19 protein-coding genes are annotated in these 23,920 nt (G+C 61.7%); 14 read left to right on the top strand and 5 right to left on the bottom strand.

What is annotated here, in order from left to right; genetic code table 11:
- Positions 1–40: 40 nt before the first annotated feature.
- From dksA to ACEWE8_RS19965, 13 genes are all read left to right on the top strand, one after another.
- Positions 41–484 (top strand): RNA polymerase-binding protein DksA, encoded by a 444-nt coding sequence (gene dksA / locus ACEWE8_RS19905; RefSeq protein ID WP_039604811.1) that lies wholly within the window; start codon positions 41–43, stop codon positions 482–484.
- Positions 485–547: 63 nt separating this feature from the next.
- Entirely contained in the window at positions 548–1,435 is an 888-nt protein-coding gene (gluQRS, locus tag ACEWE8_RS19910; protein WP_046788167.1) for a tRNA glutamyl-Q(34) synthetase GluQRS, read from the top strand.
- A gap of 244 nt (positions 1,436–1,679) precedes the next feature.
- Positions 1,680–1,856, top strand: coding sequence for a hypothetical protein (locus ACEWE8_RS19915; RefSeq protein WP_003250005.1), 177 nt, complete (start codon positions 1,680–1,682; stop codon positions 1,854–1,856).
- Positions 1,840–4,815, top strand: a complete 2,976-nt coding sequence (locus ACEWE8_RS19920) for a sensor histidine kinase (protein ID WP_161872474.1) — start codon at positions 1,840–1,842, stop codon at positions 4,813–4,815. The genes ACEWE8_RS19915 and ACEWE8_RS19920 overlap by 17 nt, the downstream gene beginning before the upstream one ends.
- A 4-nt stretch (positions 4,816–4,819) precedes the next feature.
- Positions 4,820–6,259 carry a sigma-54 dependent transcriptional regulator gene (locus tag ACEWE8_RS19925; RefSeq protein WP_046788166.1) on the top strand — a complete coding sequence of 480 codons (1,440 nt, stop codon included), beginning with the start codon at positions 4,820–4,822 and terminating at the stop codon, positions 6,257–6,259.
- 774 nt (positions 6,260–7,033) lie between these two features.
- Positions 7,034–8,422 carry a polynucleotide adenylyltransferase PcnB gene (locus ACEWE8_RS19930; protein WP_046788165.1) on the top strand — a complete coding sequence of 463 codons (1,389 nt, stop codon included), beginning with the start codon at positions 7,034–7,036 and terminating at the stop codon, positions 8,420–8,422.
- Positions 8,419–8,898: a 2-amino-4-hydroxy-6-hydroxymethyldihydropteridine diphosphokinase gene (gene folK / locus ACEWE8_RS19935; protein WP_012312667.1), complete on the top strand. Its 480-nt coding sequence runs from the start codon at positions 8,419–8,421 to the stop codon at positions 8,896–8,898. The genes ACEWE8_RS19930 and folK overlap by 4 nt, the downstream gene beginning before the upstream one ends.
- A 263-nt stretch (positions 8,899–9,161) precedes the next feature.
- Positions 9,162–9,962, top strand: coding sequence for a 3-methyl-2-oxobutanoate hydroxymethyltransferase (gene panB, locus ACEWE8_RS19940; protein WP_046788164.1), 801 nt, complete (start codon positions 9,162–9,164; stop codon positions 9,960–9,962).
- Entirely contained in the window at positions 9,959–10,822 is an 864-nt protein-coding gene (gene panC / locus ACEWE8_RS19945; protein WP_046788163.1) for a pantoate--beta-alanine ligase, read from the top strand. The genes panB and panC overlap by 4 nt, the downstream gene beginning before the upstream one ends.
- A 142-nt stretch (positions 10,823–10,964) precedes the next feature.
- Entirely contained in the window at positions 10,965–12,629 is a 1,665-nt protein-coding gene (gene pgi, locus ACEWE8_RS19950; protein WP_012312664.1) for a glucose-6-phosphate isomerase, read from the top strand.
- Positions 12,630–12,758: 129 nt separating this feature from the next.
- The gene (acs, locus tag ACEWE8_RS19955) at positions 12,759–14,693 is read left to right on the top strand and encodes an acetate--CoA ligase (protein WP_046788162.1); all 1,935 of its coding nucleotides are present in this window, start codon (positions 12,759–12,761) and stop codon (positions 14,691–14,693) included.
- Between the two features lie 42 nt (positions 14,694–14,735).
- A complete protein-coding gene (locus ACEWE8_RS19960; protein ID WP_046788161.1) occupies positions 14,736–15,605 on the top strand; it encodes an oxygenase MpaB family protein in 870 nt (289 codons plus the stop codon).
- Positions 15,606–15,685: 80 nt separating this feature from the next.
- A complete protein-coding gene (locus ACEWE8_RS19965; protein WP_046788160.1) occupies positions 15,686–18,622 on the top strand; it encodes a DUF748 domain-containing protein in 2,937 nt (978 codons plus the stop codon).
- A gap of 134 nt (positions 18,623–18,756) precedes the next feature.
- On the opposite strand, the gene ACEWE8_RS19970 is transcribed toward ACEWE8_RS19965, so the two are convergent.
- Positions 18,757–19,170 (bottom strand): VOC family protein, encoded by a 414-nt coding sequence (locus tag ACEWE8_RS19970; RefSeq protein ID WP_046788159.1) that lies wholly within the window; start codon positions 19,168–19,170, stop codon positions 18,757–18,759.
- Positions 19,171–19,230: 60 nt separating this feature from the next.
- On the opposite strand from ACEWE8_RS19970, the gene ACEWE8_RS19975 reads away from it, so the two are divergent.
- The gene (locus ACEWE8_RS19975) at positions 19,231–19,533 is read left to right on the top strand and encodes a putative quinol monooxygenase (RefSeq protein WP_046788158.1); all 303 of its coding nucleotides are present in this window, start codon (positions 19,231–19,233) and stop codon (positions 19,531–19,533) included.
- Positions 19,534–19,609: 76 nt separating this feature from the next.
- Here the strand turns inward: ACEWE8_RS19975 and ACEWE8_RS19980 are convergent, their stop codons facing one another.
- The 4 genes from ACEWE8_RS19980 to truB form a co-directional block, all read right to left on the bottom strand.
- Positions 19,610–19,963 (bottom strand): BON domain-containing protein, encoded by a 354-nt coding sequence (locus tag ACEWE8_RS19980; protein ID WP_039603841.1) that lies wholly within the window; start codon positions 19,961–19,963, stop codon positions 19,610–19,612.
- 264 nt (positions 19,964–20,227) lie between these two features.
- Positions 20,228–22,333, bottom strand: a complete 2,106-nt coding sequence (pnp, locus tag ACEWE8_RS19985; RefSeq protein WP_046788156.1) for a polyribonucleotide nucleotidyltransferase — start codon at positions 22,331–22,333, stop codon at positions 20,228–20,230.
- Between the two features lie 251 nt (positions 22,334–22,584).
- Entirely contained in the window at positions 22,585–22,854 is a 270-nt protein-coding gene (gene rpsO, locus ACEWE8_RS19990) for a 30S ribosomal protein S15 (protein WP_012274241.1), read from the bottom strand.
- Between the two features lie 146 nt (positions 22,855–23,000).
- Positions 23,001–23,918: a tRNA pseudouridine(55) synthase TruB gene (truB, locus tag ACEWE8_RS19995; protein ID WP_046788155.1), complete on the bottom strand. Its 918-nt coding sequence runs from the start codon at positions 23,916–23,918 to the stop codon at positions 23,001–23,003.
- Positions 23,919–23,920 lie beyond the last annotated feature (2 nt).

The following is a 23,920-nucleotide window of genomic DNA, read 5'->3' on the forward strand; positions in this document are numbered from 1 at the left end:
TCCTGCGCATTGGATCAGATGAGTGAGAGGCGGTCTATTCATGTCCACCGTAGAAAAGCAAAAAGTCCAGACCATGTACGGTGTCGAGCCCTACGTCGAAAGCAAGGGTGAGGCGTACATGGGCGAGCCCATGAAAAAGCACTTCACCAAGCTGCTCAATGCCTGGAAAGGCGAGCTGATGGTCAGTGTGGATCGCACCGTTGATCACATGAAAGACGAAGCGGCCAACTTCCCGGACCCGGCCGACCGCGCCAGCCAGGAAGAGGAATTCGCCCTTGAGCTGCGCAACCGCGATCGCGAGCGCAAGCTGATCAAGAAGATCGACAAGACCCTGCAGAAAATTCAGGACGACGAATACGGCTGGTGCGACTCCTGCGGTATCGAGATCGGCCTGCGCCGCCTGGAAGCCCGTCCGACTGCCGACCTGTGCTTCGACTGCAAGGAAATCGCGGAGAAAAAGGAAAAAACAGTCGGCAAAGGCTGATCCTTCTCCTACCCGAACGGGGCGCATCATGCGCCCCGTTTCATTTCATACGCACGACCACCCATGAACGACTCCCGCTACATCGGACGCTTCGCCCCCACCCCCAGCGGCTTTCTGCACTTCGGCTCGCTGGTCGCAGCCCTCGCCTCCTGGCTTGACGCCCGTGCGGTCGATGGCCGTTGGCTGCTTCGCGTGGAAGACACCGACCCGCCCCGGGAAATGCCGGGCGCCCGTGATGCAATCCTGCAGACGCTGGAGCGCTATGGGCTGGAGTGGGACGGCGAGGTTGTCTTCCAGAGCCAGCGCCACCCGGCTTATGCAGAAGTGGTCGAGCGCTTGTTCAATATGGGCCTGGCCTATGCCTGCACCTGTTCGCGCAAGCAGCTCGAAGGCTACAACGGCATCTATCCAGGGTTTTGCCGCAACGCCGGGCATGCCCGTGAAGGCGCGGCCATCCGCCTGCGGGTGCCAGAACTGCTCTACCGCTTTACCGACCGGGTGCAAGGGGCGTTCCAGCAACACCTTGGCCGCGAGGTGGGCGATTTCGTGATTCAGCGCCGCGACGGGCTGTATGCGTACCAGTTGGCCGTTGTGCTGGATGATGCCTGGCAAGGTGTTACCGACATCGTGCGCGGGGCCGACCTGCTCGACAACACGCCGCGCCAACTGTACCTGCAGGAATTGCTGGGCTTTTCCCAGCCGCGCTACCTGCACATTCCGCTGATCGTGCAACCTGATGGGCACAAGCTGGGCAAGTCGTACCGTTCGCCGCCCCTTGAGGCTGGCCAGGCGACGCCGTTGCTGTTGCGGGCGTTGCGGGCATTGGGCCAGGAAGCCGACCCCCAGTTGTTGACGGCGACGCCGGCTGAAGTGTTGGCCGTGGCGCGCCAGCGTTGGCAGCCAGCGGCCATTGCACAGCGAACGACGGTGCCCGAGGCTGATTTGAACTGAAGCATCACCGGCCCTATCGCCGGCAAGCCGGCTTGCACAGGTACAGTGCAGTACCTATAGGTGTGGGTACTTGCGGGGGGCGGGCTTACCGACGATAGGGCCATTACAGGCAACTAACGTCTCAAAAACAAAAGCCCAATAATTTCAAACCCTTGGCGAACACCACCGATTCCCGCTAGCATCGCCCCAGCCATTTGCGCCAATAATAAGTCCAAGCCCGCAGCGCCCAACCATCGAGGCCAGCATGTACATCTATCGTTTGGTCCTGCTTCTGGTCGTGGGGATCTACCTGTTCTCCCCGGCCATCATGGACTGGTGGATCGAACCGACCGGTGCCTGGTACCGCCCTTACCTGCTCTGGCTGATCCTGATCGTCGTCACCTTCATCCTGCAGAGCCAACGAGATGCCGATGAGCTTTAGCCTGACCCAGATGATCCTGATCAGCGCCGCGTACCTGATGGTGCTGTTCGGCGTGGCCTGGATCAGCGAGCGTGGGTTGATACCCCGTTCGATCATTCGCCACCCGCTGACCTACACCCTGTCGCTGGGTGTCTACGCCAGCGCCTGGGCGTTCTACGGCTCGGTGGGCCTGGCCTATCAGTATGGCTACGGCTTCCTCGCCTGTTACCTTGGGGTGTCCGGCGCCTTCCTGCTGGCACCGGTGCTGCTCTACCCGATCCTCAAGATCACCCGCACCTACCAATTGTCGTCACTGGCCGACCTGCTGGCCTTTCGCTTTCGCAGCACCTGGGCCGGTGCGCTGACGACCATTTTCATGCTGATCGGGGTACTGCCCCTGCTGGCGCTGCAAATCCAGGCAGTGGCCGACTCGATCAGCATTCTCACCGGTGAACCAGTCAAGGCCCGGGTGGCCTTTGCCTTCTGTGCGCTGATCATCCTGTTCACCATCTTCTTCGGCTCACGCCACATCGCCACGCGCGAAAAGCATGAAGGGCTGGTGTTCGCCATCGCCTTCGAGTCGGTGATCAAGCTGCTGGCCCTGGGCGGCATTGGCCTGTATGCCCTGTACGGCGTGTTCGGTGGCCCGCACGGGCTGGAAGTGTGGCTGCTGCAGAACCAGACCGCCCTGGCAGCGCTGCATACCCCGCTGCAGGAGGGCCCATGGCGCACCCTGCTGCTGGTGTTCTTCGCCTCGGCCATCGTCATGCCGCACATGTACCACATGGCCTTCACCGAAAACCTCAACCCGCGCTCACTGGTCAGCGCCAGCTGGGGCCTGCCGCTGTTCCTGCTGTTGATGAGCCTGGCCGTGCCGCTGGTGCTGTGGGCAGGCCTGCGCCTGGGCGCCAGTACCAACCCCGAGTACTTCACACTGGGCCTTGGCATCGCCGCCAACAACAAGGCGCTGGCACTGCTGGCCTATGTCGGTGGCTTGTCTGCCGCCAGCGGCCTGATCATCGTCACCACCCTGGCGCTGTCTGGCATGGCGCTCAACCACCTGGTGCTGCCGTTGTACCAGCCACCGGCCGAAGGCAACATCTACCGCTGGCTGAAATGGACCCGCCGCGCGCTGATAGTCGCCATCATCACCGCTGGCTTCATGTTCTACCTGAACCAGAACACCCACCAGAGCCTCGCCAACCTGGGCATCGTCGCCTTCGTCGCCACCTTGCAGTTCCTGCCTGGGGTGCTGTCGGTGCTGTACTGGCCGACCGCCAACCGCCGCGGCTTCATCGCCGGCCTGCTGGCCGGCACCCTGGTATGGATGGTGACCATGCTGCTGCCCCTGCTGGGCAATCTGCAGGGCTTCTACATCCCGCTGCTGGACATGATCTATGTGCTCGACGACACCAGCTGGCACATGGCGGCAATTGCCTCGCTGGCCGCCAACGTATTGTTGTTCACGCTGATTTCACTGTTCACCAACGCCAGCAGCGAGGAAGTCAGCGCCGCTGAAGCATGCGCGGTGGACAACGTGCGCCGCCCCCAGCGCCGCGAGCTGCATGCTGCCTCACCGCAGGAATTCGCCACCCAACTGGCCAAGCCACTGGGTGCCAAGGCTGCACAGAAGGAAGTCGAACAAGCCCTGCGTGACCTCTACCTGCCGTTCGACGAGCGCCGCCCCTATGCCCTGCGCCGCCTGCGTGACCGCATCGAGGCCAACCTCTCGGGCCTGATGGGGCCGAGCGTGGCCCAGGACATGGTCGAAACCTTCCTGCCTTACAAGTCTGGCAACGAGAACTACGTCACCGAAGACATCCACTTCATCGAAAGCCGCCTGGAAGATTACCACTCGCGCCTGACGGGCCTGGCTGCTGAACTCGATGCCTTGCGCCGCTACCACCGCCAGACCCTGCAGGAGCTGCCCATGGGCGTCTGCTCGCTGGCCAAGGACCAGGAGATCCTGATGTGGAACAAGGCCATGGAGGAGCTGACCGGCATCGCCGCCAAGCACGTGGTCGGGTCGCGCCTGGTAACCATCGATGAACCCTGGCGCGGCCTGCTGCAGGGTTTCATCAACGTGCCTGATGAGCACTTGCACAAGCAGCGCCTGGTACTGGACGGGCAGCCGCGCTGGCTGAACCTGCACAAGGCAGCCATCGATGAGCCCCTGGCACCCGGCAACAGCGGCCTGGTGCTGCTGGTCGAAGACCTCACCGAGACCCAGGCCCTGGAAGACAAGCTGGTGCACTCCGAGCGCCTTGCCAGCATCGGCCGCCTGGCTGCGGGCGTGGCCCACGAGATCGGCAACCCGATCACCGGCATCGCCTGCCTGGCGCAAAACCTGCGCGAGGAGCGCGAAGGGGACGGCGAGATCATCGAATTGTCGAGCCAGATACTCGAACAGACCAAACGGGTGTCGCGCATCGTGCAGTCGCTGATGAGCTTTGCCCATGCCGGCGGTAGCCACCAGAACAGCGAAGAGCCGGTGTGCCTGGCTGAAGTGGCCCAGGATGCCATCGGTCTGCTGGCGTTGAACCGGCGCAATTTCGAAGTACAGTTCTTCAACCTCTGCGACCCCGACCACTGGGCCGAGGGGGACCCCCAGCGCCTGGCCCAGGTACTGATCAACCTGCTCTCCAACGCGCGCGATGCTTCGCCGCCCGGCAGCGCCGTGCGGGTACGCACCGAAGTCAGCGAGCACACCGTCGACCTGATCGTCGAGGACGAAGGCAGTGGGATTCCGAAGAACATCATGGACCGCCTGTTCGAACCTTTCTTCACCACCAAGGACCCGGGCGAAGGAACCGGACTGGGGCTCGCTCTGGTCTATTCCATCGTGGAAGAGCATTATGGGCAAATCACCATCGACAGCCCGGCCGACATCGAACGGCAACGTGGCACACGGATCCGCGTGACCCTGCCCCGGCATGTCGTAGCGACGTCCCCTGAAATTCGAGACCGTCGAGAGAATTGAATCAATGCCGCATATTCTGATCGTCGAAGACGAAACCATCATCCGCTCGGCCTTGCGTCGTCTGCTTGAGCGGAACCAGTACCAGGTCAGCGAAGCCGGCTCGGTGCAGGAAGCCCAGGAACGCTTCAGCATTGCCACCTTCGACCTGATCGTCAGCGACCTGCGCCTGCCCGGCGCGCCGGGAACCGAGTTGATCAAGCTCGGCCAAGGCACCCCGGTGCTGATCATGACCAGTTACGCCAGCCTGCGCTCGGCGGTGGACTCGATGAAGATGGGCGCGGTGGACTACATCGCCAAGCCTTTCGACCACGACGAAATGCTCCAGGCCGTGGCGCGCATCCTGCGCGACCGGCAGAGTGCGCCGGCACCCGCCCCAGCCGCCGAGCCACGCAGCAACGGCAAGGCAGCGCCTGCCGACAAAGGCGCCCCGGCATCGGCCAACGGCGAGATCGGCATCATTGGCTCCTGCCCCCCCATGCAGGATATGTACAGCAAGATCCGCAAGGTGGCGCCCACCGATTCCAATGTGCTCATCCAGGGCGAGTCCGGTACCGGCAAGGAACTGGTAGCCCGTGCCCTGCACAACCTGTCACGGCGCGCCAAAGCGCCGATGATCTCGGTGAACTGCGCGGCCATTCCCGAAACCTTGATCGAGTCGGAACTGTTCGGCCACGAAAAAGGCGCGTTCACCGGTGCCAGCGCCGGACGTGCCGGCCTAGTGGAAGCGGCAGACGGCGGCACCCTGTTCCTCGATGAGATCGGTGAACTGCCACTGGAAGCCCAAGCCCGTCTGCTGCGCGTACTGCAGGAGGGCGAAATCCGCCGGGTGGGTTCGGTACAGTCGCAAAAAGTCGATGTGCGCCTGATTGCCGCGACCCACCGCGACCTGAAAAACCTGGCCAAGGCTGGGCAATTCCGTGAAGACCTTTACTATCGCCTGCATGTGATCGCCCTGAAATTGCCAGCCCTGCGCGAGCGCGGCAGTGACGTCAACGAGATCGCCAGCGCCTTCCTCGCCAGGCAGAGCGCGCGCATCGGTCGTGACGACCTGCACTTCTCGCCTGAAGCCGAGCAAGCCATTCGTCATTACAGCTGGCCGGGCAACGTGCGCGAACTGGAGAACGCCGTAGAGCGTGCGGTGATTCTGAGCGAGAGCGCGGAAATATCGGCCGAACTGCTGGGTATCGATATCGAGCTGAGCGATATGGACGATGACGACCTTCTCGACAAGGCGATGGCCGCTGGCGCTGCCAGCAACGCCAGCCATGAGCCGACCGAGGATCTGTCGCTGGAAGACTACTTCCAGCATTTCGTGCTTGAGCACCAGGACCACATGACCGAAACCGAGCTTGCCCGCAAGCTCGGGGTCAGCCGCAAGTGCCTGTGGGAGCGCCGTCAGCGCCTGGGCATACCGCGCCGCAAGAGCAACGCTACCAGCGAATGATCGACTCCGATGGTGCACGCCGCAGCAAAGGTGGCGCCAGTCAGATCGAGCGCCGCCCGCGGCGCTCGATCGCATGGGCGCTGAACAGGTCGCGGCAACCCGTGGTAACACATCAGTACCCGCAAAAATCTGTTACCCAATCTTTGCGCCGTAACAGTTCCCGAGGCGTACGGTAACGAAATTCCGACATTTACCACCCGCGAGCCTTCTCAAAAACCCGCCAAACCATTGATTTCATTGGGTTTGCAAAAGTTGGCACGCCACCTGCTATATGTTCAGTACAAGAACAATAACAAGCACTGCAACTCAGAATAAGAACAAGACGAAACGGCTCACGCACAATAAAAACAAGACGGCGGAGGCGCAGCTAACTGATTCTTTTGGAGAGGATGCGTGTTTGGGGCTTGCCCCACGACCAGGCAGAGAACAACAAAAACTGCACTAAAAAGCAGCGCCTGAACTGGTTGGATCGAATGATCAGCGTGACATCAGCGGCCAAAGCAATCCGTTTGCTCTTAACCCCTGGATTGGGGGTCGTCCACAAGCTTTGAGATTTGTGGGCAGGGCACTCAACAAAAACAAGAAGCCCGGCATAAAAACAATAAGAGCACGCAACGACTTCTTGGGGAGCTTAGGCTCCCCTTGTCGTTTCTCCCTTCTGGCAGTCCATCCTGCTACCGCCTACACCATTCCCCGAGTAAATGCTAGAATCCCCGCCCATCATGCGGCCATTCTCCTATTCTTGGCCGAACATTCCTTCACACAGTGCATCCCATGCTGAAGAAGCTGTTCCAGTCTTTCCGCCCTCCCGTACCGGGCCAGCACCACAAGCGCACCACGCCTGAGGTGATCAACAAGAGCCAACACTCGCTGCAGCGCCACCAGTTCAGCCGCCATGCGGTGAATATCGTCGAGCGCCTGCAAGGCGCGGGCTACCAGGCCTACCTGGTCGGTGGTTGCGTGCGCGACCTGATGCTGGGCATCACGCCCAAGGACTTCGACGTCGCCACCAGCGCAACACCTGAGCAGGTACGTGCCGAGTTCCGCAATGCGCGCATCATCGGCCGTCGCTTCAAGCTGGTTCACGTGCATTTCGGCCGTGAAATCATCGAAGTCGCGACCTTCCGTGCCCATCACTCAGAAGACGACCAAGGTGACAGTCACCGCTCGTCGCACAATGCCAGTGGTCGCATTCTGCGTGACAACGTATATGGCAGCCTGGAAGAGGACGCGCAACGCCGCGACTTCACCATCAACGCCCTGTACTACGACCCGGTCAGCGAACGCGTCCTCGATTACGCCAACGGCGTGCACGACGTACGCAACCGCCTGTTGCGCCTGATCGGTGACCCGACGCATCGCTACCAGGAAGACCCGGTACGCATGCTGCGTGCGGTGCGTTTTGCCGCCAAACTCGACTTCGGCATCGAAAAGCATACTTTCCAGCCTATCCGCGGCCTGGCACCGCTGCTGCGCGAAATCCCGCCTGCGCGGCTGTTCGAGGAATGCCTCAAGCTGTTCCTGTCCGGCCAAGGCGCGATCGTCTTCGAGATGCTGGTCGACCTGGCATTGTTCGAGCCGCTGTTCCCGGCCAGTGCGCATGCACTGGAAGAGCGCCCGACCTACACCCATACCCTGATCAGCCAGGCGCTGAGCAACACTGACCTGCGTATCAAGCAAGGCAAACCGGTGACCCCGGCCTTCCTGTTCGCCGCCCTGCTCTGGCCAGCCCTGCCAAGCCGCGTACTGCACCTGCAAAACCAGGGTGTACCGCCGATCCCGGCCATGAATGGCGCAGCCCACGACCTGATTGCCGAACAGTGTGCGCGCATTGCCATTCCGAAGCGTTTCACCCTGCCTATCCGCGAGATCTGGGACATGCAGGAGCGCCTGCCACGACGCAGCGGCAAACGCGCCGACCTGCTGCTCGACAACCCACGCTTCCGTGCCGGCTACGATTTCCTCCTGCTGCGCGAGAGCGCAGGCGAAGAAACCGACGACCTTGGCCAGTGGTGGACCGATTACCAGGATGCCAACGACTCCGAGCGCCGCGAGATGATCCGCGAGCTGGGCAGCCGTGATGAGGGCACCGGGGCCGGCCCACGCAAGCGCAAGCGCAGCAACAGCAAGCGCAAACGTGGTGGCGATGAGGCGTTCGAGTGACCACTCGCGCCTACATCGGCCTTGGCAGCAACCTGGATGCGCCTGCCGAGCAACTGGGCAACGCCCTGCAGGCGCTGGACCGGGTCGCGAGCACCCGTCTGGTGGCGGCCTCTGCTCTGTACACCAGCGACTCCCTGCTGCCTGGCCAGCCGCGTTACACCAACGCTGTCGCCGCCCTGGATACCTCTCTCGCCCCCCTGGACCTGCTGGACGCCCTGCAGGCCATCGAGAATGAACAGGGCCGTGTACGCAAGGAACGCTGGGGCCCACGCACGCTCGACCTGGACATCTTGCTGTTCGGCGACCACGTCATCGATGTGCCACGCCTGCAGGTGCCGCACTACCACATGCATGCCCGCCCCTTCGTGCTGTACCCACTGGCCGAACTGGTGGCAGACGACTTTCACCTGGCCGACGGCCGCCCGCTTGCCCAGTTGCTCCAAGCCTGCCCGTTTGTCGGCCTGGAACGCCTGTAGCCCAGGCGCTTGGGGCCTTTCTCCAAGGGCGGTAACGCCAGTAACACCCTGTTCGTAACAATGCGGTAACAGGGTGATTGACTTCCCCCACCTCGCTCACGACTATAGGCGTCCCGTGTGGCACCAAAGTGCCGCATACCCGTATTTAGGCCCGGACGGACCTGTGCCCCGAACATCACACACGATGATGTGCCGCTCCGGAAGATGACTACACGCGTTGTTGGCGGTCGTTTTTCACAGCGCCTGAACGAGGATTTTCCTACATGCCTGAAGTAACCCTGACCACCCTGCACGGCCTCAAGGCCAAGGGTGAAAAGATCACCATGCTGACCTGCTACGACGCTACCTTTGCCAAGGCTGCAAGCCAGGCCGGCGTCGAAGTGTTGCTGGTGGGCGACTCCTTGGGGATGGTCCTGCAGGGCCATGACAGCACGCTGCCCGTCACCACGGCGGAAATGGCCTACCACACCGCCTGCGTCAAACGCGGCAACGAGGGTGCGCTGATTCTTGCCGACCTGCCGTTCATGGCCCACGCCACCCCCGAGCAGGCCTTCGCCAACTGCGCCACGCTGATGCAGGCCGGCGCCCACATGATCAAGCTTGAAGGCGCTGCCTGGCTGGGCGAGACCATTCGCCTGCTGGCCGAGCGCGGTGTGCCGGTGTGCGCTCACATGGGCCTGACCCCGCAAACCGTCAACGTTCTGGGCGGTTATAAAGTGCAGGGGCGCCAGGAAGCCCAGGCACGGCAGATGCGCGCCGATGCCATCGCCCTGGAACAGGCCGGCGCCGCCATGCTGTTGCTCGAATGCGTACCTAGCGAATTGGCCGCAGAGATTACCCAGGCCGTGAGCATCCCAGTGATCGGCATCGGAGCCGGCAACGCTACCGACGGCCAGGTGCTGGTCCTGCACGACATGCTGGGCTTGTCCCTTAGCGGTCGGGTACCAAAGTTCGTGAAGAACTTCATGGTCGGCCAACCGGACATCGCGAGCGCACTTACCGCCTACGTCAAGGCTGTCAAAGACGTCAGTTTCCCAGCGAGCGAGCACGGATTCAGCGCATGAACACAGTCAAGACCGTCCGTGAACTGCGCGCAGCCATTGCGCGCGCCCGTGGCGAGGGCAAGCGTATCGCCTTCGTGCCAACCATGGGCAACCTGCACAGCGGCCATGCTGCGCTGGTGACCACAGCGGCCCAACGTGCCGACTTCGTCGTTGCCAGCATCTTCGTCAACCCGCTGCAGTTCGGCGCCAACGAAGACCTCGACAAGTACCCACGCACCCTCGCCGCCGACCAAGAGCGCCTGCTCCAGGCTGGCTGCAATCTGCTGTTCGCTCCCACTGTCGAAGAGATGTACCCCGACGGTATGGCCGTGCAGACCCGCGTCAGCGTGCCGAACCTTTCCGAAGGCCTGTGTGGCACAAGCCGCCCGGGGCATTTCGAGGGCGTAGCCACCGTGGTCAGCAAGCTGTTCAACATGGTGCAGCCCGATCTTGCAGTGTTCGGCGAAAAGGACTACCAGCAACTGGCGGTGATTCGCGCCATGGTGCGTGACCTGAACATGCCGATCCAGATCATCGGCGAGCCGACCGTGCGCGCCGAGGATGGCCTGGCGCTGTCGTCGCGTAATGGTTACCTGACGGCAGAACAGCGTGCTACCGCCCCGGTTGTGTACCGCACGCTGCAGCAGATCGGCGACGCCATCAGCCGTGGCCAGCGCGACTTTGCAGCGCTGGTTGCCGATGGGCAGGCTCAGCTGACAGCGGCCGGCCTGCGCCCGGACTATCTGCAGGTACGCCATGCGCTGACCCTTCGCCCAGCGATGGTCGATGACCGGGACCTGGTGATTCTGGTGGCGGCCTACCTGGGTAACACGCGGCTTATCGACAACCTTTACGTGCATCTGGACGAAAAGACTGCATGATGCCGGGGGCTGCCCTGCAGCCCCAAATTCCCCTCCCCGCCCCATTCCCTGCGCGCAACCAATGCCTATAATGATGGCCAGCCTGAACCTGGCCATGACGCCCCTGTCCAAGGCCACACTACGCAACAAGGAATTCTGCGCAATGGCGTATTACCGGACACCCCATGATGTTACGGCCCTGCCAGCCTGGCAGGCCCTCCAGCAGCACCGCGACGCCATGCAGGATTTCAGCATGCGCGAAGCCTTCGCCGCCGACTCCAAGCGCTTCGACGAGTTTTCCCTGAGCTGCTGCGGCCTGTTCCTCGACTACTCGAAAAACCTGATCAACGAACAAAGCCGCGACCTGCTGGTGCAGCTGGCCGAACAAGTCGGCCTGCAGGATGCGATCAAGTCGATGTTCAGCGGCGAAATCATCAACGCCTCCGAAGGCCGCCCCGTGCTGCACACCGCCCTGCGCCGCCCGGTGGGTGACAAGCTCAGCGTCAACGGCGTCAACGTGATGCCCGAGGTGCACAAGGTACTCAACCAGATCACCGAGCTGGTGGGGCGTATCCATGACGGGCTGTGGCGTGGCTACAGTGAGAAGCCGATCACCGATGTGGTCAATATCGGCATCGGCGGTTCTTTCCTGGGCCCTGAACTGGTTTCCGAGGCGCTGCTGCCCTACGCCCAGCGCGGCGTGCGCTGCCACTACCTGGCCAACATCGATGGCAGTGAGTTCCATGAGCTGTCGGCCAACCTGCGCGCCGAAACCACCTTGTTCATCGTCTCGTCCAAGTCGTTCAACACCCTCGAGACCCTGAAAAACGCCATGGCCGCGCGTACCTGGTACCTGGCCCAGGGCGGTTCGGAAGCCGAGCTGTATCGCCACTTCATCGCCGTATCCAGCAACAAGGCTGCCGCCGTAGCCTTCGGCATCCGCGAAGAGAACATCTTCCCCATGTGGGACTGGGTCGGCGGGCGCTATTCGCTGTGGTCGGCCATCGGCCTGCCGATTGCCCTGGCCATCGGTACCGCCAACTTCAAGGAACTGCTGTCGGGTGCCTACACCATGGACCAGCACTTCCAGACCGCGCCGTTCGAGAAGAACATGCCGGTGCTGCTGGCCCTGCTGGGCGTCTGGTACGGTAATTTCTGGGGTGCCCGCAGCCACGCGATCCTCCCTTACGATCATTATCTGCGCAACATCACCAAACACTTGCAGCAGCTGGACATGGAGTCCAACGGCAAGAGCGTGCTGACCGACGGTACGCCAGTGAAGACCGATACCGGCCCGGTGATCTGGGGCGGCGTCGGCTGCAACGGCCAGCACGCCTACCACCAGTTGCTGCACCAGGGCACCCAGCTGATCCCGGCCGACTTCATTGTCCCGGTGGTGAGCTTCAACCCGGTTGCCGACCACCATCAGTGGCTGTACGCCAACTGCCTGTCGCAAAGCCAGGCGCTGATGCTGGGCAAAACGCGTGAGGAGGCCGAGGCCGAATTGCGCCAAAAGGGCCTGAATGAAGCCGACATCGAAAAACTCGCTCCACACAAGGTGATCCCGGGCAACCGCCCGAGCAACACCCTTGTGGTCGAACGCATCAGCCCGCGTCGCCTTGGCGCGCTGGTGGCGATGTATGAGCACAAGGTGTTCGTGCAGAGCGTGATCTGGGGCATCAACGCCTTCGACCAGTGGGGTGTGGAACTGGGCAAGGAGCTGGGCAAGGGTGTCTACCAGCGTATCGTCGGCAGCCTGGAAGACAGCGCCGAAGATGGTTCCACCCAGGGCCTGATCAACTACTTCCGCGGCCGTCACCGCGGCTGACCGATGCCGGCGTCTTCGTGGCCAGCCCGCGAAGACGCCGGCACAGGTTGAACACCTCTTCCAGCTACACTGTCCAATCGAATAGCCGTTGCAGTCCACCGCCCCGACAAGAGCAAAGGACCACCTGCCATGTTCGATATACGCGACTACCCCCAGGCCCTGGCCGTCAGCCAGTCCGCCAGCCTTTCTACCGACGACTACAGCCGCCTCTACCGCCAGTCGGTCGAAGCCCCCGACACCTTCTGGGCCGAACAGGCCAAACGCCTGGCCTGGATCAAACCGTGGTCCAGGGTACAGCAATGCGACCTCAAGACCGGCGAAGCCCGCTGGTTCGAAGGTGCCCAGCTGAACGTCAGCTACAACTGCATCGATCGCCACCTGGCCCAACGCGGCGAGCAGACCGCCCTGCTGTGGGAAGGCGACGATCCTGCGGACTCCAAGGCCATCACCTACCAAGAGTTGCACCGCCAGGTCTGTCGCCTGGCCAATGCACTCAAGGCACGTGGCGTGAAGAAAGGCGACCGGGTATGCATCTACATGCCGATGATCCCCGAAGCCGCCTACGCCATGCTTGCCTGCACGCGGATTGGCGCGATCCACTCGGTGGTGTTCGGCGGCTTCTCCCCGGATGCGTTGCGCGACCGCATTCTCGATGCTGACTGCCGCACCGTGATCACCGCCGATGAGGGTGTACGCGGCGGCAAACGCATCCCGCTCAAGCAGAATGTCGACAAGGCAATGGCCAGTTGCCCGGACGTCAGTAGCGTATTGGTGGTGCGCCGTACCGGTACCGATGTAGCCTGGAGCGAGGGCCGCGACCTCTGGTATGACCAGGCAACGGAAAACGCGGGTGACGACTGCCCACCTGAACCCATGGAGGCCGAAGACCCGCTGTTCATCCTCTACACCTCCGGCAGCACCGGCAAGCCCAAGGGCGTGCTGCACACCACCGCCGGTTACCTGCTGCAGGCCACCATGACCTTCAAGGTGGTGTTCGACTACCGTGACGGCGAGGTGTTCTGGTGCACCGCCGACGTGGGCTGGGTCACCGGCCACAGTTACATCGTCTATGGCCCGCTGGCCAACGGCGCGGTTTCACTGATGTTCGAGGGTGTTCCCAACTACCCGGACACCTCGCGTTTCTGGCAGGTGGTGGACAAGCACAAGGTCAATATTTTCTATACCGCGCCCACCGCACTGCGCGCTCTGATGCGTGAAGGCTCTGGCCCGTTGCAGAGTACGTCGCGCAAGAGCCTGCGCCTGCTCGGCAGCGTCGGCGAGCCGATCAACCCAGAGGCGTGGGAATGGTACTTCGAGGAAGTCGGCCAAAAACGCTGCCCCATCGTCGACACCTGGTGGCAGACCGAAACCGGCGGCATCATGCTCACCCCGCTGCCCGGCACACAGAAGCTCAAGCCAGGTTGTGCGACACAACCCATGTTCGGCGTGCAACCGGTGCTGCTGGATGACCAAGGCAAGCCGATCGAAGGGCCCGGCGCCGGCTTGCTGGCGATAAAGGCGAGTTGGCCGGGGCAGATCCGCAGCGTCTACGGCGACCACCAACGCATGGTCGATACCTACTTCAAGCCCATGCCCGGCTATTACTTCACCGGCGACGGTGCCCGGCGCGATGCCGATGGCGACTACTGGATCACCGGCCGCATCGATGATGTGATCAACGTTTCCGGCCACCGCATCGGTACCGCCGAAGTGGAAAGCGCACTGGTATTGCATGAAAGCGTCGCCGAGGCCGCAGTGGTCGGTTACCCCCATGACCTCAAGGGCCAGGGTGTGTATGCGTTCGTGACGACCATGAACGGCGTGACAGCGGACGATGCCCTGAAAGCGGAACTGTTGGCACTGGTCAGCAAGGAAATCGGCAGCTTCGCCAAACCCGAGCTGATCCAGTGGGCGCCGGCCTTGCCCAAGACCCGCTCGGGCAAGATCATGCGGCGTATACTGCGCAAGATCGCCTGCAACGAACTCGACACCCTGGGCGACACCTCGACCCTGGCTGACCCAAGCGTGGTGCAGGGGTTGATCGACAAACGCCTCAACCAATAGCCGGCGGCACCTGTTCATGGCCGCCCTGAACGACAGGTCACCATGGAAGCCCTACGCCGCCGTATCGAAACCCAGGTCATGAGCCTCACCGGGCTGGCCCTCGGCCAGCTCGACCTGGAATCCCCCAAAGGTGACCCCGGCCTGTTCGGCCCGCACAGCATGAGCTGGCGGGTGCATGGCGATTTCCCCAGCATGCTGGTTGGCGGTATCAGCGCCCTGATGCTGCAACTGCTGCACCCGCTGGCACTGGCGGGCGTGTGGGACCACTCCAACTTTCGCCAAGACCTGCTCGGCCGCTTGCGTCGCACCAGCCAATTCATTTCGGGCACGACATTCGGCTCGACCCGTGACGCCGAGTGGCTGATCGACAAGGTGCGCACCATTCACCTGCAAGTGACCGGAACTGCGCCCGATGGCCGTCCATACGCTGCCAGCGACCCCGATCTGCTGACCTGGGTACATGTGGCCGAAGTCAGCAGCTTCCTCGCGGCCCACCTGCGCTATCGCGACCCGCAGCTGTCACGCACCGAGCAGGATGCCTATTACGACGAAATCGCCCTGATCGCCGAACGCCTCGGCGCCCGCGATGTGCCCCGCTCATGCCAGCAGGTCGACGAGTACCTGCAGCGTATGCGTCCTCAATTGCACTGCGACGCGCGCAGCCTGGAAGTGATCGAGATCCTGCTTCAGGCCCCTGCACCGAGCCGTCTTGCCCAGCCGGTTGGCAGGTTGATGCTGCAAGCGGGTATCGACCTGTTGCCGGCCTGGGCCCAGGCCATGCTCGGCCTGCATCAGGGCCCGCTGCAGCAGCGCATGATCCGTTTGGGGCTAAGCCGCACCGCCCCGGTGCTGCGTTGGGCCATGCGTGACGGTTCGGCGCATCGCGCCAAAAGGCGCATGGGGATCGAGTGAGCGCAAATGCCGCGCCCCCAGCGGAACCGATTTAACCTGCCATACTCCAAGCTCTCCTGCCTGGACAGACGAAGCGACACATGTACAAAGGATTGACTCGCGCCCTCGGCGCCCTGTTGGCTCTCGTGGCCCTCTACAGCCTGCTTGGCTTCCTCATCGTTCCTGGCGTTGCCCTGCGCATCGCCAACCAGCAGTTGGCCCAATACGCCACACTGCCGGCGCACCTTCAGCGTATCGAGCTCAACCCGTTCAGCCTCGAGCTGACGCTGTGGGGCCTGCAGATCGGCGAACCGGGTAAAGAACAGGTAGGGTTTGAGCGGCTGTATGCGAACCTTGCGCTCGACAGCCTGTGGAGCGGCGCCCTGCACCTGCAGGCGATCGAACTCGACAAACCCCGCAACGAAGTGCTGTTCGCCAAGGACGGCACGCTCAACCTCACCCAGCTGTTCAAGCTGCCAGCCAGCGAACCCAAAGCTGAAGAGCCTGCATCCGATCCGTTCCCCTTGCGCATCGGCAGCATCAAGCTCAGCGCTGGCTACCTGCATTTTGCCGATGCGCGTCCAAGCGAGCCGATCGAATTCATCTACGACGACATGAACCTGGAGCTGAAAAACCTCAGCACCTTGCCGGACGACAACGCTGACATGACGTTGGTGGCATTGGGCCCTAACGGTGGGCGCATCGACTGGAACGGCACCTTGAGCCTTGCGCCTATAGCTTCAAAGGGCACTCTGAAAATCACCGACGGCAAGATGAAGCTGTTCTGGCCCTACGTTCGCGATGCCGTGCCGCTGGTGCTGGAGGACGGCGTGGTCAACCTCGACACGCACTACACGCTCAACCTGTCCAAGGAAACCGAGCTGCTGCTGGACAACACCTCGGTACGTGTCGCGCCATTCGCCATAAAGGCGCCAGATGGTCGCCCACTGGTACGCCTGGCGAGCCTCGATGTCAGCGAAACCAGCATCGACCTGGCCAAACAGCGGGTTACCGTGGGCAAGGTCCGCAGTGAAAAACTGGAAACCTGGGCCGCCCTGGAGCAGGACGGCCAGCTCGACTGGCAGAAACTCTTCGCCAGCCAGCCGGCCAAGCCCACGCCGACGGAAAAGGCAGAGCCGGCCGCCGCCGAACCGGCTCCCGACGACAAGGCAGCCAAGGAACCAGGCAAGCCATGGCAAGTGCTACTCAAGGACGTTCAGCTGCGCAATTATCAGGTGCACCTGGCCGACCGTAGCCAGAAAGAGCCAGTTGCGCTGGACGTTGGGCCTCTGAACGTCGACATGCAGGGTTTCGACAGCCTCAACCAGTCGCCCTTCACCCTCAAGCTCGACACCGGCATTGGCAAGCAGGGCAAGTTGCAGGCCAGTGGCGAGGTCAACCTGGCGCCGGTCAGCGCCAGGCTCGATGTCAGCACACGCGACATCGACCTGCGTATTGCGCAGGCCTACATCAGCCCGTTCATCCGCCTGGAGCTGCGTAGTGGCATGCTTGCCAGTGACCTCAAGGTCGACCTCAAAGGCACCGAACCTCTGGCCTTCACCGTGGCCGGCAAGGCGCAGGTCAACCAGCTGCACACCCTGGACACCATCAAGACCCGCGACTTCGTCAAATGGCAACAGGTGAATGTGGACGGCCTGGCCTATGTGCACGGTGATGCCCTGTCGATCGACAAGGTAACCCTGCTGCAGCCTTATGCCCGCTTCATCATCAACGAAGACCGCACCACCAATGTCGATGACCTGCTGATCCCGCAGCCTGCCAATGCCCCCGCGCCAAGCCAAGCCAAGCCGGCCAGCACCCAAAGCAGCAAGCCGCTGGGCATCCGCATCGGGCAGATCAGCATCAACGATGGTTCAGCCAACTTTGCCGACCTCACTCTGACACCTAACTTCGCCACGGCGGTGCAGCAGCTCAACGGCCAGATCGGCACCATCGACAACCGCAAGCCGGCGCCGGCCAAGGTCGACATCAAGGGCAAGGTCGACCGTTATGCACCGGTTACCATCAAAGGCGCGCTGAACCCGTTCAACCCGATGGCAAGCCTGGATATCGCCACCAGCTTCAAACGTGTCGAACTGACCACGCTGACGCCCTACTCTGGCAAGTTCGCCGGCTTCCGTATCCGCAAGGGCCGCCTGAACCTCGACCTGCACTACCTGATCACCAATGGCCAATTGAAGGCCGAGAACAAGCTGGTGGTCGAGCAATTGCAGTTGGGTGAGAAGGTCGATAGCCCGGATGCGGTCGACCTGCCCATTCGCTTGGCGGTCGCGCTGCTCAAAGACACCGAAGGCAAGATTTCGATCGAGCTGCCGGTGACCGGCGACCTCAACAACCCGCAATTCAGCGTCATGCCTATCGTCTGGCAGACATTGCGCAACCTGGTGCTGCGTGCGGCTCAGGCGCCTTTCAAATTCATCGGCGGGCTGATTGCTGGCGGCGGCTCGCAAGACCTCGGCAATGTATCGTTCGCCCCAGGTTCCAGCGAGCTCAGTGGCGATGCGCAATCGGCCCTGGACAAACTCGCCTCGGCCCTCAAGGAGCGCCCCGAGCTGCGCCTGGAAATCGAAGGCACCAGTGCCCAGAGCAGCGATGGCCCACTGCTCGCTCAGCAGCGCCTGGAGCGGGAGTATCAGGCCACCTGGTACAAGATCCTGCAACGCCGTGGCGACAAGGTGCCGGCCAACGCCTCCATGCTGGTGGTCGACGACAGCGACAAACCGGCCATGCTCGAAGGCATCTACCGTACCCGTCTGAAACAGCAACCGCCGGCCGACTGGGAACAGCTGAGCCGCGAGGAGCGCACCGTTAGGCTGCGCGAGGCGGTGATCAAGTCATGGGCCGAAAGCGCCGCATTGCTGCGCACCCTGGGCCAGGAGCGGGCCAGCAGTATCAAGGACTACCTGGTCGACAAGGGCAAGCTTGAGGATGACCGGGTGTATTTCATTGATACAAGCCTTGGACAGGCTGAAAAAGATGGCCGGGTGATTACACCGATGCATCTGGATGCCGAGTAAACAATGTCTGCCCTGACGCGCCCTGTAAGAGCGGCCTTGCGTCGCGAAAGGGCCGCAAAGCGGCCCCAGGATATCAGCGGCGCCACAGCTATCCTGGGACTGCTGCGCAGCCCTTTCGCGACACAAGGCCGCTCCTACGAAAGCCGCTGCCCGGATACCGCCGGGTGGTACAGCGGCTGCACCTTGTTGCCTGCCGGGTCCAGCAAGTGGAAGCTGCGCGCGCCATCCCCATGATTGAAAGGCCGGTCCAGCAAGGTCACCCCACGAGCCTTGAAGTACTGATACCAGGCCTCCAATTCCTCCACGCTGTCGACGATGAAGCCGTAGTGATCCAGCGTCTGCAGGCCATTGGCAGCCCCTGCCCCCCGCCCCAGCGAGAGGTTGTCGTTACCACACGTCAAGTAGACCAGATCCTCGTTGGCCCGATTCAACACCTCCATGCCCAGCACATCGACATAGAAACGCTCGCACTCTTCAAGGTTGGGCACCAGCAGGGCGATATGGCGCAGGCCATTGAGACGACCGGGGCGGGCAGGTAATTCAGACATTAGCGCGACTCCATTTTTGTATACAATTCATAATAGAATTTAAAACAAAAGGAGCCTCATGTGTATAGCCTGTTCATCAAGACGCGCGTCAAGCCTGGTTGCGCCGAACGCTTTCTCACGGCCATCAAGGTAAACGCTGCCGCCTCCGTGGCCACGGAACCCGGGTGCCTGGTGTTCGATGTGTCACAGGACCGGGTCGATCCGGAGGTGATCTACCTGTACGAAATCTACCGCGACGACGAGGCATATGAAGCGCATACCCGCACTGCGCACTTTCGTGACAGCCGCCCCCTTGTAGAGCCTCTGATCGCCGAGCAGGAGTATTTCGAAAGCAACGTTATCGCGCGTAACCCAGTGAATTAAGCGGTAACGAAAAGCCCCGGCCAAGGCCGGGGCTGTTTTGAAAGGTGGCCAGATCCTTTGGCCGACGGGACATTCCTTATTCGGACTTCAGACCATCAGACATGACGCTCTTGACGCCCTTGATGTTCTTGGCAATGCGGACCGCTTCTTCTTTCTGAGAATCGGTGACCTTCACGTCAGAAGACAGCGACACGACGCCTTGGCTGGTTTCGACTTTGATGTCACTGCCTGGAACGCCTTTTTCAGTCATCAGATCAGCTTTGACTTTGGTGGTGATCCAAGTGTCGGAGCCTTCCTGTTGCATGTTGTCCACAGTGTCGTTGGCAGCCAGCATGACTGGAGCCTGGACAGGCTCGGCGGCGAACGCACCATTAGCCATGGTCAGGGTCAGGGCGGTAGCAGTAGCGGCAGCAATGGCGAACTTCTTCATGTGAGTCACTCCTGTTTTTCGAAAGGTCTGCGCCGTATGTCCTGGCGGCAGGTATGAAGGTAGTTGCACGGGCTGTGCCAGGTTTTAATATTTAAATTTTTCCTTTAATATCAATAACTTAATAAAATCAGAACAAGTCGCCAATCGTGCAAATTGCAACCTGCGAGGTAAATCTGCGTGCAAGATGCAAGTGTGCAAAAGGTTCCGTGCAGACAATAAAAAAGGGCCCGCTAAGGGCCCTTTTTGTACAACGTTGCAGGTCGCTTAGACGCCCGAGGCCTTGGCCGCGGCAACGTCTTTGATCGACAGCTTGATACGGCCGCGGTTGTCCACGTCCAGTACCAGCACTTCGACTTCCTGACCTTCTTTCAGAATATCGGTCACTTTCTCTACGCGTGCATCGCTGAGCATGGAGATGTGTACCAGGCCGTCCTTGCCAGGCAGGATGTTGACGAAGGCGCCGAAGTCGACGATACGCTCGACCTTGCCCACGTAGATCTTGCCGATCTCGGCTTCAGCGGTGATGCCCAGAACGCGCTGACGCGCGGCTTCTGCAGCTTCTTTGGTTTCGCCGAAGATCTTGATCGAGCCATCGTCTTCGATATCGATCGAAGCTTTGGTCTCTTCGCAGATGGCACGGATGGTGGCGCCGCCTTTACCGATGACGTCACGGATCTTGTCGGTGTCGATCTTCATCGCGATCATGGTCGGGGCGTTGGCCGACAGCTCGGTACGCGACTGGCCAATGATCTGGTTCATCTGGCCGAGGATGTTCAGGCGCGCTTCCAGGGCCTGGCCCAGGGCGATTTCCATGATCTCTTCGGTGATGCCGTTGATCTTGATGTCCATCTGCAGTGCGGTAACGCCTTTAGCAGTACCGGCAACCTTGAAGTCCATGTCGCCCAGGTGGTCTTCATCACCCAGGATGTCGGTCAGGACTGCGAACTTCTCGCCTTCCTTGACCAGGCCCATGGCGATACCGGCCACCGGTGCCTTCATCGGTACACCAGCATCCATCAGTGCCAGGGAAGCACCGCAGACCGACGCCATGGAGCTGGAACCGTTGGACTCGGTGATTTCCGACACAACACGGATGGTGTACGGGAACACGTCAGCGGCAGGCAGCATGGCCTGTACCGAACGGCGGGCCAGGCGGCCGTGACCGATTTCACGACGGCCAGCACCGCCCATGCGACCACACTCGCCCACCGAGAACGGCGGGAAGTTGTAGTGCAGCATGAAGGGGTCTTTCTTCTCGCCTTCGAGGGTGTCCAGCAGCTGGGCGTCACGGGCAGTACCCAGGGTCGCGACGACCAGGGCCTGGGTTTCACCACGGGTGAACAGTGCCGAACCGTGCGTCTTCGGCAGAACGCCGACTTCGATGTTCAGCGGGCGAACGGTCTTGGTGTCACGACCATCGATACGCGGCTTGCCGTTGACGATGTTTTCGCGAACGGTGCGGTATTCGATCTCACCGAAGATTTCTTTTACTTCGCTGGCCGATGGCTGGCCTTCTTCACCGGAGAACTTGGCGATCGCCTGGTCGCGCAGCTCGCCCAGGCGCGCGTAGCGGTCGGCCTTGACGGTGATGGTGTAGCCCTGCGAAACGGCTTCGCCGAATTCAGCGCGAATGGCGTTGAACAGCTCGGTGTTGGCAACGGCAGGTTTCCAGTCCCAGGTCGGCTTGGCAGCTTCGGCAGCCAGCTCTTTGACAGCCTGGATAACGGCCTGGAATTCGTCGTGGGCGAACAGTACAGCGCCCAGCATCTGGTCTTCGGTCAGCTCTTGGGCTTCCGACTCAACCATCAGCACGGCGTCGGAAGTACCGGCAACGACCATGTCCAGGCTCGAGGCAGCCAGTTGCTCGTAAGTCGGGTTCAGCAGGTAGCCGGTGCTTTCGTGGAAGGCAACACGGGCAGCGCCGATCGGGCCTTCGAACGGGATGCCGGAGATGGCCAGCGCAGCCGAGGTACCGATCATCGCAGCGATGTCCGGATCGGTCTTCTTGCTGGTCGATACCACGGTGCAGACGACCTGGACTTCGTTCATGAAGCCTTCAGGGAACAGCGGGCGGATCGGACGGTCGATCAGGCGCGAGGTCAGCGTCTCTTTCTCGGAAGGACGGCCTTCGCGCTTGAAGAAGCCACCCGGGATCTTGCCGGCGGCGTAGGTCTTTTCCTGGTAGTGGACCGACAGAGGGAAGAAGCCCTTGCCTGGATCGGCCTGCTTGGCACCGACCACGGTCACCAGCACGGTGACATCGTTGTCGACGGTAACCAGCACGGCGCCGGTTGCCTGACGGGCAATGCGGCCCGTTTCGAGAGTAACGGTCGATTGACCGAACTGGAATTTCTTGATTACCGGGTTCACGGTTTCCTACCTTTTTTCAGTGGCTCTGGGGGAACTGGTTTCTTGCGAATTCTTGGGCAGAACGGGGAATCGGCCCCATTGACCGTCCAGATACAACACGAGGCTGGGAGCCTGGCGCCGAGCGGAAAAAACCGCTCGGCGTTGCCAGGCTGCCAACCTCGAAGATACGCGTGGCGTGTCCGACGCAAACGCTGCCAAGCAGCGCTGGCGAAGCATGCGACACGCCATGCACACCACTGACCAGGCCGCTATTAGCGACGCAGGCCCAGGCGACCGATCAGGGCGCTGTAACGAGTGGTGTCTTTGCCCTTCAGGTAGTCCAGCAGCTTACGACGCTGGTTAACCATGCGGATCAGGCCACGACGCGAGTGGTGGTCTTTACCGTTGGCCTTGAAGTGGCCTTGCAGCTTGTTGATGTTCGCGGTCAGCAGAGCGACCTGAACTTCCGGGCTACCAGTGTCACCAGCAGCTTGCTGGAAGTCGGTAACGATTTGAGCTTTTTCTTCAACGCTGAGGGCCATGTGGCTTCTCCTGATAACGGAACCCGCAAGCGGGTCCAATAGGCCAGGGACAAATCCCTGTATTAATAAAAAAGGTGTGACCGTGCCTACTGACAGCCACCCTTGTATCCGCAGGCCACAGCATGAGCCGAAGCCTGCGGTTTCGATCATTCCGACCGAATCAGTCGACGCGGCGCAATACGCCCGTCTTCGCTCACTTCACCGATACCGATGAAACGACCATTGTGATCCTGTACCCGGACCATGCCAAATTGCGGCGCGTCCGGAGCACGTACCGCCTGGCCATGCAGCCAGTAGAACGCGCTGTGTTCGGACAAGCCGATCAGCGGCCAGTCCTGCAGGCCACTGTCCGAAGGCATGAGGAAGCGATCGAGCGCTTCGTTGCCGCCTTCGGCGTGGGCCTGTTCGAGTTCCTCGAGGGTCACGGTCTGGGCCAGCTCGAAGGGCCCGGCGTGGGTCCTGCGCAGCTCGGCAACATAGGCGCCACAGCCGAGGGCCTCGCCGATATCCTCCACCAGGGTGCGGATATAGGTGCCTTTGCTGCATCCTACGCTCAGCCGTGCACGGGTGCCTTCGCACTCGAGCAACTCCAAGCGGTTAATAGTAACAGAACGCGCCTCGCGCTCCACTACCTCTCCTGCACGTGCCAGCTTGTAAAGCGGCTGACCGTCACGCTTGAGCGCCGAGTACATCGGCGGTATCTGGCTGATCGGGCCGCGAAAACGTGGCAGTAGCGCCTCGATGTCGGCACGACCAACGGTCACTTCACGGGTTTGCAGGACCTCGCCTTCAGCATCGGCAGTATTGGTAGTCTGCCCCAGCTGCATGACGGTTTCGTAGCCCTTGTCGGAATCGAGCAGGTACTGCGAAAACTTGGTCGCTTCGCCGAAGCACAGCGGCAGCACGCCGGTGGCCAACGGGTCGAGGCTGCCGGTGTGGCCGGCCTTTTCCGCGTTGAGCAACCAGCGCACTTTCTGCAGTGCGGCGTTGGAGGTGAACCCCAGTGGCTTGTCGAGCAGGATGATGCCGCTGACGTTGCGGCGGATACGTTTGACCTGGGCCACCG

This window comes from Pseudomonas sp. TR47, from assembly GCF_044143025.1.
GTDB lineage: Bacteria > Pseudomonadota > Gammaproteobacteria > Pseudomonadales > Pseudomonadaceae > Aquipseudomonas > Aquipseudomonas putida_E.